The sequence below is a fragment of the Capnocytophaga canis genome (assembly GCF_000827555.1).
GTDB lineage: Bacteria > Bacteroidota > Bacteroidia > Flavobacteriales > Flavobacteriaceae > Capnocytophaga > Capnocytophaga canis.
In genome coordinates this window covers 48095-59083 of sequence record NZ_CDOI01000155.1, presented here as the reverse complement: position 1 = coordinate 59083, position 10989 = coordinate 48095, and the positions used below count along the sequence as shown (strand labels likewise).

Below are 10989 nucleotides of genomic sequence, written 5' to 3'. Positions count from 1 at the left end.
ACGATTTTCTCACGGACAAGGGCCTGGAGAACTTTCCCGATTGTACGATATTGATTACGATTTTAAAAATGATGAATTAGTAGCCTTTCAACATTCTTTTCTGTTGTTTTTTGACAAACAAGGGAAGTTTCTTAGACAGGAACGACTCCCTTTAGGGTTTAACAATCTAATAGTAACTGACAATGGTTATATTTTTAAAACCTTATCACAACAGGGAGGAAACACACATTTGGAAGAGAAAGAAAAATACACATTATTAGTAACGGATAAAAAATTTGAGTTGAATTTTGTTTCCTTACCTGTAGACCAAGAAACAAGAGCTCTTTCCGCTTACACTTACTTACATAAAAATGATAATTTGTTTAAAATTACAGGTGAATTTACAGATTCTATCTACAGTTATGAACCAAAAACAAACAAATTAACAACAGAATTTGTATTAGATTACGATAGAAAATTACCTCTAAAATATGTTTACGGGAAAACATTCGAAGAGTTTGACCGCATCACTCAAAATAACAACTATTACTTCAATATAGGCGCCTATTTTGAAACTTTTTCCCAAAATATTTTCTTTTTAGAAAATTATTATATAGGATCTCAAACTGTCATTTACAGGGATAAAAAAACAGGAAATATGGTCGGAGGTACTGATGCTAATTATGATCCAAAAGAAATTCCTCCGATTGCTTTTCCGAAAGCGGTGTATAAGGATTATTTTGTGTCCACATACATTCCTGGTTCCAAAGACTATGATTTTTTAAAAGATAGTAAAATCATCTCAGTAGAAGATAAAGAAAAAATAAAACTATTAGAAGATGATGACAATCCCGTGTTGGTATACTTTAAATTGAGAGAGTTTTAGGATATGGAAAACAAATTTCTACAATTGTTTTTAACTTGGAAAAATAGTACTCGTTTAATTATTTAGATAAAATTGTATTAGTCGCCAGAGAATTAAAAAACAAACCCTAAATACAGACTTAAAACGCTGTATTTAGGGTTAATCATAAAATTTTTGATAGGAAACTTTAAGCGTATTTCATAACAAAAACTAAACAAGTAAGAGTCATAAAAACTTCAATAAAACCTTAATCAAGTAATGATTTCTAATTAGGCCTCATGTGTCTAATGCTTAAAATGGCGTATTCCTGTGAAAACCATTGCCATTTGGTGACTATTGCAATAATCAATACTCAACTGGTCTTTAATCGACCCTCCAGGCTGAATAACATCTGTAATTCCTGCTTTATTAGCAATTTCGACACAATCAGGAAAAGGGAAAAAAGCATCACTCGCCATTACAGCTCCGTTTAAATCGAATTTAAATTGCTTCGCTTTTTCTATGGCCTGCATCAAAGCATCCACTCTACTTGTTTGTCCAGTACCACTTGCCAACAACTGTTTATTTTTTGCCAAAACAATGGTATTTGATTTGGTATGCTTACATATTTTTGAAGCGAAGAACAAATCTTCCAACGCTCCATCTGTTGGCCTCTGTTCAGTTGCGTATTTCACATCAGCCAAACTATCTGTACTAAGGTCCTTATCTTGTACCAAATAGCCGTTCAAACACGAGCGAACAGAAGTTTCTGGCAGTGTTATATCTTTCTGCACTAATATAATACGATTTTTTTTCTGTTCCAAAATTTCCAAAGCATCATCGCTATAAGAAGGAGCAATGATTACCTCAAAAAACAACGAATTCATGTCATTTGCTGTTGCAGAATCTATTTTGGTGTTTGAAATCAATATGCCTCCAAACGCCGACACTGGGTCACCTGCCAAAGCAGCCGCATATGCCTCTTGAATGCTTTTACGAGTAGCAACACCACAAGCATTGTTATGCTTCAAAATAGCAAAAGTAGGATCCTCATGTTTGAATTCCAAAATCAGATTCACAGCTGCATCTACATCTAATAAATTATTGTAAGACAATTCTTTACCATGTAACTTTTCGAATAAAGCATCAAAATCACCATAGAAAAATCCTTTCTGATGTGGGTTTTCGCCGTAGCGAAGTACCTGCCCTTGATTTTCACTGATTTTAAGTACAGGAATTTCTTCTGTTTGGTTGAAATAATTGAAAATAGCTGTGTCGTAATGAGAAGATACCTGGAAAGCCTTTGCTGCAAAATTTTTGCGTTGCTCCAAGGTGGTGGCTCCGTGTGAGTTTAGTAAAATATCGAATAAGTCAGGATAATGCTCCACCGAAGCTACACATAATACGTCTTTAAAATTTTTAGCTGCCGCACGAATCAGAGAAATACCTCCAATATCTATCTTTTCAATAATATCACTTTCAATTGCACCACTAGCAACGGTTTTTTCAAATGGATACAAATCTACAATAACAATATCTATTTGAGGAATTGCATACTGAATCATCTCAGCAACATCACTGTCATTATCCTGACGATTAAGAATACCGCCAAAAATCTTAGGATGTAGTGTTTTTACTCTTCCTCCAAAAATCGAAGGGTAATCCGTTACTGTTTCCACGGGAATCACCTCTACGCCTAAATTTCTGATGAAAGATTCTGTACCACCAGTTGAATACATAGTTATCCCTAAACTATTCATTTTATGAATAATAGGTTCTAATCCTGTTTTGTCGAAAACAGAAATCAAAGCAGATTTAGCTTGTTTTGTGGGTTTCATTAAAAAAAATGTCTTATATTTGGGTGCAAAAATAGTATTTTTACACAAGATAATAAAGCATCTCTATCAAAAAATTATGTTTATATACCTACAGCTACTAAAAGAAAGTTTCCGTTTTGCAACCAAGTCATTACGAGATAATAAGCTACGTACTTTTTTATCTTTATTAGGTGTTAGTGTTGGAATATTTCTGATTATTTTAGTACTTTCAGCAGTGGATTCATTAAATCGAAACATTCAAGAAAATCTTGCAGGATTGGATAAAAACTCTATGTATGTATCGAAGTTTTCATTTGGCCCTACAGATGTTCCTCGTTGGCAACGGCTTAATTTTCCACAGGTTACATATCAGGAGTATGAGTTTTTAAAAAAAGATATTCCCAATGTGGAAGCCATGTCTTATGCAATTTTTGGAGTAAGTTCTTCCATAAAATACGAAGGAAAAACCATTGAAAATGTTCCTGCAAGAGCAGATACTTCGGAAATATCAGAAATTGAGGATATTAAAGTTGAGAAAGGACGATTGATGACTGAATCCGAATCAAGAGTAGGAGCTCCGGTTATCGTTTTGGGACACCAGATAGCCCAACAACTTTTTGAAAACGAAGATCCTATAGGAAAAGAAGTTCGTTATTTAAGCAAAAAGATGGTGGTTATTGGCGTTTTGAAAAAATACGGCTCAGTGAGTGATAATGACGAAAAAGTATTTTTGCTTTCTACTTTTGTTAGAAGTTTTATGAACACAGGCACACAAGGGGTTCCCAGCGGAATTGCCATAAAACCTAAAAAAGGAGTTAATATGCAAGAATTTGAAGATATTCTTGTACAGCGTTTTAGAAAATACAGGGGCTTGAAACCCGAAGAAATCAATAATTTTTTTCTGAATAAAATGTCCTCTTTTACAGATATGATTGACCAAACTATAGGCATGATGAATTTGGTAGGGTGGATTGTTGGTGGATTTTCGATTTTGGTGGGTGGTTTCGGAATTGCTAATATAATGTTTGTAAGCGTTCGAGAAAGAACAAGCCTTATCGGGATACAAAAATCGTTGGGAGCTAAAAAGCATTTCATTCTGTTTCAGTTTTTGTTTGAAGCTGTACTTTTAGCATTGATTGGAGGTTTTTTAGGATTGCTTTTTGTATGGCTTGGAACGATTCTCGCTTCTCAACTAACCGATGAACTCACTTTTGTGTTATCAGTTCAAAATGTAATTATTGGTTTGGGGGTGTCGTTTCTTGTCGGACTGATTTCAGGAATCATTCCCGCGTTGAATGCCTCGCAGTTGAACCCTGTGGAAGCTATCAGAACAGGAATGTAAGTCACTGAATAAAAGTAATTTAAAATGGATAGAAAGCATCTTCGATATAATTGATACTGCATCCAGTTTGGTTCTTTACTATTGAAATGATATCAAATTGCACTTCCGTATCCAAATCGTTTTTTAAAACATACTGATTTGCTGCTTTAACCACTAAGTTAATTTTCGATTTGTTGACAAAACTCTCTGGTTCTCCATAGGCAACGGAGGTTCTGGCTTTAACCTCTGTTATATGTAAAATATTGTTTTTCAGAGATATAACATCTATTTCAGCGTGAGCATAAATGAAATTCTGAGCCAAAATGGTGTGTCCGTTTTCGATGAGAAAATCAACCGCTATTTGCTCGGCTTCCTTTCCAAAATCATTGTGTTGTGCCATAGTTATTTTTGATCTTTTGGTGAGGTTCTCTGAATCATTCGTTTAGAAATAATATTAAATCTCCATAGTAGCCATACAGCAGCAACAGTTAGTCCGAAAAGTAAACCTATCCAAATCCCCATGGTACCTAACTCAGTCTTCAGTCCTAAGTAGTAGCATACAGGAAAACTCAATATCCAGTAGGCAACAAAAGTAATATACATAGGCACTTTAACATCTTGTAGTCCTCGCAATGCCCCCAAAGCGGTCACTTGTAATCCGTCAGAAATTTGAAAAATAGCTGCAATCAGCAAGAGCTTAGCCGCCTCACCGATAACGAAAGCATTCTCCGTTAATTTTTCTAAATTATCCATCTCTAAATATAAGGTCGGCAACCAAGTTCTAAAAACAGTTAACAATAATGCAAAAAAGGATTGAGTGAACAGTACCAATACGAATACGGATAAACCTATGCGACGTAAATTAAAAAAATCCTTAGTGCCTAATTGATTTCCGACACGTATCATGGCCGTTACTCCCAAACCGTTAGCAACCATAAAAGTCATTGATGCTAAATTTAACGCTATTTGATTGGCTGAAAGCTCTTTCTCTCCCAAGATACCACTCATCCAAATAGCAGCCGTAAAAATGCCTACCTCAAAAATCATTTGTAACCCAGAAGGAATCCCTATATTGATTATTTTCTTTATATTTTTTCTATCAAACGTATTCCACTGTAAACCAACAACATACTCTTTTGTCTGTTTTATCTTTTTTAACATCCACCAAAGTAATATGGGCATTAAAAATCGTGAAACAAGTGTCCCAACTCCTGCTCCTATAACTCCTAAAGCAGGCATCCCAAGTTTTCCATAAATGAATATATAATTGAAAATTATATTAATAATATTACCTATAAGAGTGACATACATGGCATATTTAGTCAGGGACAGACCATCAGCAAATTGCTTGTATGCCATAAAAAATCCAAGTGGAATAAGAGAAAAAGCCACCAAAAAAGTGTAAGGAACAGCAAGTTTAACCACATTCTCAGGTTGTCCTGTTAAATACATCAAAGGTTCAGCGAAAAACAAGAGTAAAAATAGGAAAAAACACAAAACACTATTGAGTAAAATACCGTGTTTTAGAGTCGATTTTACTTCCTCTTTATCACCTTCCCCATCAGCTTTCGCAACTAAGGGCGTAAGTGCTGTCGAGAAACCTATCCCAAAAGACATAGCAATGAAAATAGCACTATTTCCCAATGCCACTGCAGCCAACTCTGTAACGCCCACTTTACCGACCATTACATTGTCGATAAATCCAACAAAAACGTGCCCTAACATCCCTAATATAACAGGGTAAGCAATGATTAAATTCTGTTTAAATTCTTTTGTGTAGTTCGAAAGTTTATGGAATATCACAATCTCTATTTTTTTAACAAGGGACAAAGATACAGAAACTATTTTTATCAACCACGAAAAAAATGTTCTTATGAGTTCGCTATTTCAACAAAAACCTATATCTTTGGCTGAAAATATTTCGAATCAATGAAAAAGAAAATTGCAGTAGTAATGGGAGGATACTCAGGGGAATGCGGTGTTTCTCTCAAAAGTGGGCAACTGATTTTACAGAATTTGGATAAGGAAAAATACGAAGTTTTTGAGGTACATATTCTCAACGAAGGTTGGTTTTTGATAGACAAATCGGGAGGCAAATCATTTTCTATCAACAAGGGAGATTTTTCGGCTACTAAGGACGGTGAAAAAATAACCTTTGACCTTGTCGTCAATACAATCCATGGTACTCCTGGCGAAGATGGACAGCTCCAAGCCTATTGGAAACTGATAGGAATTCCCTACACAGGTTGCGATTTTTATCAATCGGCATTGACATTCAACAAACGCGATACTCTCTCCGTTTTGGCTAAATTCAACATCCCGAAAGCAAAATCAATCTATGCATCGAAAAAAGATAAATTAGATTTCAATCTGATTTCTAAGGAATTAGGACTACCTTTATTTGTAAAAGCAAATCGATCAGGGAGCAGTTTAGGGGTTTCCAAAGTGCGTACCTCCGCTGAATTTGAAGAGGCTTTACTCAATGCTTTTCAGGTAGATGATGAAATCTTGATTGAATCTTTTCTTAGTGGACGCGAAATATCTGTAGGTGTTATGCGTCTAAATGGAAAAACCACCGTTATGGGACATACCGAAATTATCTCTGAAAATGATTTCTTTGATTATGAGGCGAAATATCTTGGAAAATCAAAGGAAATTACCCCTGCTTTACTGAGTGATGAACTTATAGAACGCATTGATGGACTGACTATAAAAATATATGATATTCTGAATATGAAAGGGTTCTCTCGGATTGATTATATTATCATGGATAATATTCCTCATTTTATTGAAATAAACACCAACCCTGGACTATCACCACAAAGTATTTTCCCACAGCAGGTAGCTCACAAAGGATTAAATTTTTCAGACTTATTAGATTCAGAGATTAATTCTGCATTAAGTAATTGATTAACAGAACAATATTTTTCCTTCGTACCCCAAAAAAGACATAAAACCATAACATATAGAAGAATATGAAAAGAGCATTATTCCCTGGATCATTTGACCCGATCACCTTAGGGCATTACGACATTGTTTGCCGTGCGTTGGATCTATTTGATGAGATTGTCGTTGCTATTGGAGTGAATAACGATAAAAATTATATGTTCTCAATAGAGGAACGTAAAACCTTTATCGAAAAAGCCTTTGCTGACAAACCTAAGGTTAAAGTAACTACTTATCAAGGACTTACGGTAGATTATTGTAAAGAAATTGGAGCTTCGTTCATTTTGCGAGGGCTGAGAAATCCAGCTGACTTTGAATTTGAAAAAGCTATAGCTCATACTAATCGTAAGTTATCGAAAATCGAAACCGTTTTTCTACTTACAGCTTCAAGCACGTCCTACATTTCATCATCTATAGTTCGGGATGTGATTCGGAACAATGGAGATTACACCGTTTTAGTACCTAGCAGCGTAGTTGTTAATCCAAAATAGCATTTTCTAACGCTATCCCATTTTTTCTGCAACTTCCTCCAATACAGCCAAAATCTCCGAAAGAGAATCCAAAGTTACCATCTTTTGACGGTATTCTTTGAAATTAGGAATTCCACGGAAGTAATTAGCATAATGGCGTCTCATTTCTAATACGCCTTGTCGCTCACCTTTCCATTCGGATGCCCATGTAAGATGTTTCTTTACAGCTTGTACTCGATCAATAATAGTAGGAGCTGACAAATTTTCGCCTGTACTAAAATAATGCTTTATCTCATTGAAAATCCAAGGATAACCGATTGCTGCACGACCTATCATGATGCCATCAACTCCAAATTTTTGGCGGTACTCGAGTGCTTTTTCGGGGCTGTCGATATCTCCATTTCCAAAAATAGGAATCTTTACTCGTGGATTTTCTTTAATTCGAGCAATATGAGTCCAATCGGAGTGTCCTTTGTAGAGTTGTGAACGTGTACGAGCATGAATTGAAATTGCCTGAACTCCAACATCTTGCAATCGTTCCACAACTTCATCTATGTTGATAGAGGCTTCATCCCACCCCAAACGAGTTTTCACCGTCACAGGCAATTTTGTACTATTAACAACCGCTTTTGTAAGACGTACCATCAGGTCAATATCCTTCAAAACCCCTGCTCCTGCTCCTTTTGAAACAACTTTTTTCACAGGGCAACCGAAGTTGATATCCAACACATCGGGTTCAACAGCTTCTACAATTTTAGCAGAAAGAGCCATCGCCTCTTCGTCACCTCCAAAAATTTGAATACCTACGGGACGCTCATAGTCAAAAATATCCAATTTTTGTCTGCTTTTAATCGCATCACGAATCAATCCTTCAGAAGAAATGAATTCGCTGTAAAGCATATCTGCTCCGTGAATTTTACATAACCTACGGAATGGTGGATCACTAACATCCTCCATTGGAGCTAACAACAACGGAAATTCGCCTAACTCTATATTGCCAATTTTTACCATAATCCTCTATTTTGTCAATCGTTGTCGTACCACTTCATACAAAAATACTCCACAAGCCACTGATACATTCAACGAACTTATATCGCCCAACATGGGAAGTTTTGCCTTTTCATCTGACAATTTTAACAATGCTGGTGATACTCCTACATCTTCTGCTCCCATAATGATTGCTAAAGGCTCGGTCATTGTGACATCATAGATTTGCTGATCTGTTTTCTCAGTAGCTACAACTGTTTTAATACCACTTCCTTGTAGGTAATAAATCGCATCACGGAGGTTATCAACCTTACATATAGGCACTTTGAATACTGCTCCTGCAGAAGTTTTGACCGTATCCGCCGTAACAGAAACGCTTCCTCTCTTAGGAATGATAATCCCTGAAACCCCTGTACATTCAGCAGTTCGGATAATAGCTCCAAAATTACGGACATCAGACAGATGGTCTAATATCAAAAATAATGGTGTTACTCCACTTTCAATGGTATTAATAACTAAATTCTCAAAATCGTGATATTCCACAGGTGACACATTAGCTACCACTCCTTGGTGATTTTTTTTCGTCAAACGATTTAGTTTTTCTACGGGAACATACGAAATCATAATCTGTTCCTTCTGCAATAAAACTTGCAACTCTTGAAACAAACTACCTTTTAAACCCTTCTGTACGAAAACCTTATCAACGGTTTTTCCTGCTGTAATAGCTTCAATCACGGCACGAATGCCAAATATTTGATAGTCTTTGTCCATCATTGTGTATTGAGAGATTTTTAAAATTTTAAAGAATTATGAGTATTTCAAGATGTACATATACTTTTCTTATCTAAACGCTGTTTTAGCACACCTTGTTTTCTATTCCATTATTTACATAAAAACATTTAAATTGAATAAAATTCCAATTCAAATAACCCCTTTTTTCGTCAAAAACCAAATTAGAATGCTAAAACTGAAAATAGATAAAAGGCTGAAAATCCGAAGAGTATGCCTGATAACACATAATCACTGTTACAACAGCAATCCCAGCTTTCACAACGATATGACTCTCAGAAAAAATATGCTCTATTTCATCCTTCCAACGATTTGGTAACCAATGAACTATATAGCCTATAAGCATAACCGTAAACACGGATTTATAATGCCACAGTACGTCAAAAGCCATTCCCCATTGCATATCATTAGCTACTTGGCTAAACCATTCTCCAATAGATTGCATATCCTTCCCACGAAAGAAAACCCGTGTGAAAGTAATAAAAGCAAAAGTAAATCCTATTTTCCAAACAGTTGCTAACCAATGGGTAGATTGCTCGTACGGACTTACCTTTCTCCAATATTTGTATGCCACTACACCCAATCCATTCAAACCTCCCCAAATTACGTACTTCCACGAAGCTCCGTGCCACAACCCCCCGATGAGCATTGTGAGCATTATGTTGATGTTTGTAATTACGTGTCGTTCAAAACTCTTACTGTAAAAGGACAATAAGGAGCCTCCTATAAGCAAGACTCCCATAATGATTGAAAACCAAAAGCTATTCATGGCAACCACCACTCCCACAATGAAAATTAAGGAGATGATAAACGTTCCTACGGAACTTTTTCGGTTTCCTCCTAAAGGAATATACAAATAATCACGCAACCATGTGGACAATGAAATGTGCCAACGTTTCCAGAAATCTCCACAGTTAATAGCCTTGTAAGGCGAATTAAAGTTTACCGGAAGCTGGAAACCCATAAGCAATGCTACTCCTATGGCTATGTCCGTATAACCCGAAAAGTCACCATAAATTTGGAGAGAATAACCTATAATTGCCATTATATTCGTAAAGCCTGAATACATGGTTGGATTGTCAAAAACCTGATCCAAAAAATGCAAAGCTATGAAATCGGCAAAAATCATTTTTTTAACAAGACCTTTGAGAATCAAATAAATCCCTCTGTTGAACGCTTCATTGGTGATAACTGTTTTCTTTGTAATTTGAGGTACAAAATTTTCAGCTCTCACGATTGGCCCAGCTACTAATTGTGGAAAAAAACTGACATACAAGCCAAAATCAAGAATGTATTTTAACGGAGCTATTTTCTTTCGGTAAATATCAACGGTATAACTAATTGTCTGAAAGGTATAAAACGAAATTCCGACAGGCAAAATAATGGTACTGACACGGAAGTAACCCTCTGAATCAAAGCCATTTGCCCAATATGCCAGATAGTTAAACACCTCATATTGAGTATTGAAAAGTGTATTATGAGTATCGGTTAAGAAATATGCATACTTGAAGTAAGATAAAACGAATAAATTCAAGATTATACTGATGGTAACAGCTATTTTTCGTTTGCGTTCTTCTTTCTGCTGATAGATATAATTTCCTAAATAAAAATCAGTTATGGTACTAAAAACCAACAACAGAACAAATAAACCACTGGCTTTGAAGTAGAAATACATACTTGCGAAGAGCAAAAACAGATTTCTCATTCGCCTTCGGCGGTAAATCACAGTGAAAATAGCATAGACAATAGCAAAAAATATCCAAAAATCAATTCGGACAAAATTTAACGGATGATTTTCATCAAATGTAAATATATTTTGAATAAAATCCATACTAA

Annotated in this window: 10 protein-coding genes; 4 read left to right on the top strand and 6 right to left on the bottom strand. The window is 35.6% G+C overall.

The window, feature by feature from the left end:
• A partial coding sequence (locus tag CCAND38_RS11975; RefSeq protein WP_042344585.1) for a 6-bladed beta-propeller occupies window positions 1–865 on the top strand: 865 nt, incomplete at its 5' end.
• A gap of 263 nt (window positions 866–1128) precedes the next feature.
• On the opposite strand, the gene purH is transcribed toward CCAND38_RS11975, so the two are convergent.
• Window positions 1129–2661: a bifunctional phosphoribosylaminoimidazolecarboxamide formyltransferase/IMP cyclohydrolase gene (gene purH, locus CCAND38_RS07280; RefSeq protein ID WP_042344583.1), complete on the bottom strand. Its 1533-nt coding sequence runs from the start codon at window positions 2659–2661 to the stop codon at window positions 1129–1131.
• Between the two features lie 76 nt (window positions 2662–2737).
• Here purH and CCAND38_RS07275 point away from each other — a divergent pair, with 76 nt between their 5' ends.
• Window positions 2738–3982: an ABC transporter permease gene (locus CCAND38_RS07275; protein WP_042005541.1), complete on the top strand. Its 1245-nt coding sequence runs from the start codon at window positions 2738–2740 to the stop codon at window positions 3980–3982.
• A gap of 19 nt (window positions 3983–4001) precedes the next feature.
• Here CCAND38_RS07275 and CCAND38_RS07270 read toward each other — a convergent pair whose 3' ends face one another.
• Both CCAND38_RS07270 and CCAND38_RS07265 read right to left on the bottom strand, forming a co-directional pair.
• A complete protein-coding gene (locus CCAND38_RS07270) occupies window positions 4002–4361 on the bottom strand; it encodes a YraN family protein (protein WP_042344581.1) in 360 nt (119 codons plus the stop codon).
• A 2-nt stretch (window positions 4362–4363) separates the two neighbouring features.
• Window positions 4364–5764 (bottom strand): MATE family efflux transporter, encoded by a 1401-nt coding sequence (locus CCAND38_RS07265; RefSeq protein ID WP_042344595.1) that lies wholly within the window; start codon window positions 5762–5764, stop codon window positions 4364–4366.
• 126 nt (window positions 5765–5890) lie between these two features.
• On the opposite strand from CCAND38_RS07265, the gene CCAND38_RS07260 reads away from it, so the two are divergent.
• Both CCAND38_RS07260 and coaD read left to right on the top strand, forming a co-directional pair.
• On the top strand, window positions 5891–6871 hold the full coding sequence (locus CCAND38_RS07260) for a D-alanine--D-alanine ligase (RefSeq protein WP_042344580.1): 981 nt from the start codon (window positions 5891–5893) through the stop codon (window positions 6869–6871).
• A gap of 65 nt (window positions 6872–6936) precedes the next feature.
• Window positions 6937–7398, top strand: a complete 462-nt coding sequence (gene coaD / locus CCAND38_RS07255; RefSeq protein WP_042005529.1) for a pantetheine-phosphate adenylyltransferase — start codon at window positions 6937–6939, stop codon at window positions 7396–7398.
• 12 nt (window positions 7399–7410) lie between these two features.
• Here the strand turns inward: coaD and dusB are convergent, their stop codons facing one another.
• The 3 genes from dusB to CCAND38_RS07240 form a co-directional block, all read right to left on the bottom strand.
• Entirely contained in the window at window positions 7411–8388 is a 978-nt protein-coding gene (dusB, locus tag CCAND38_RS07250; protein ID WP_042344578.1) for a tRNA dihydrouridine synthase DusB, read from the bottom strand.
• A gap of 6 nt (window positions 8389–8394) precedes the next feature.
• Window positions 8395–9135, bottom strand: coding sequence for a 23S rRNA (guanosine(2251)-2'-O)-methyltransferase RlmB (gene rlmB / locus CCAND38_RS07245; RefSeq protein ID WP_172916783.1), 741 nt, complete (start codon window positions 9133–9135; stop codon window positions 8395–8397).
• A 190-nt stretch (window positions 9136–9325) separates the two neighbouring features.
• Window positions 9326–10984 carry an MBOAT family O-acyltransferase gene (locus tag CCAND38_RS07240; protein ID WP_042344577.1) on the bottom strand — a complete coding sequence of 553 codons (1659 nt, stop codon included), beginning with the start codon at window positions 10982–10984 and terminating at the stop codon, window positions 9326–9328.
• Between the last annotated feature and the right edge of the window lie 5 nt (window positions 10985–10989).

What these genes read in the sequence shown, in the direction of transcription:
- purH (WP_042344583.1), bottom strand. Translation starts at nt 2,661, where the DNA reads ATGAAACCCACAAAACAAGCTAAATCTGCTTTGATTTCTGTTTTCGAC.
- CCAND38_RS07275 (WP_042005541.1), top strand. Translation starts at nt 2,738, where the DNA reads ATGTTTATATACCTACAGCTACTAAAAGAAAGTTTCCGTTTTGCAACC.
- CCAND38_RS07270 (WP_042344581.1), bottom strand. Translation starts at nt 4,361, where the DNA reads ATGGCACAACACAATGATTTTGGAAAGGAAGCCGAGCAAATAGCGGTT.
- CCAND38_RS07260 (WP_042344580.1), top strand. Translation starts at nt 5,891, where the DNA reads ATGAAAAAGAAAATTGCAGTAGTAATGGGAGGATACTCAGGGGAATGC.
- coaD (WP_042005529.1), top strand. Translation starts at nt 6,937, where the DNA reads ATGAAAAGAGCATTATTCCCTGGATCATTTGACCCGATCACCTTAGGG.
- dusB (WP_042344578.1), bottom strand. Translation starts at nt 8,388, where the DNA reads ATGGTAAAAATTGGCAATATAGAGTTAGGCGAATTTCCGTTGTTGTTA.
- rlmB (WP_172916783.1), bottom strand. Translation starts at nt 9,135, where the DNA reads ATGGACAAAGACTATCAAATATTTGGCATTCGTGCCGTGATTGAAGCT.
- CCAND38_RS07240 (WP_042344577.1), bottom strand. Translation starts at nt 10,984, where the DNA reads ATGGATTTTATTCAAAATATATTTACATTTGATGAAAATCATCCGTTA.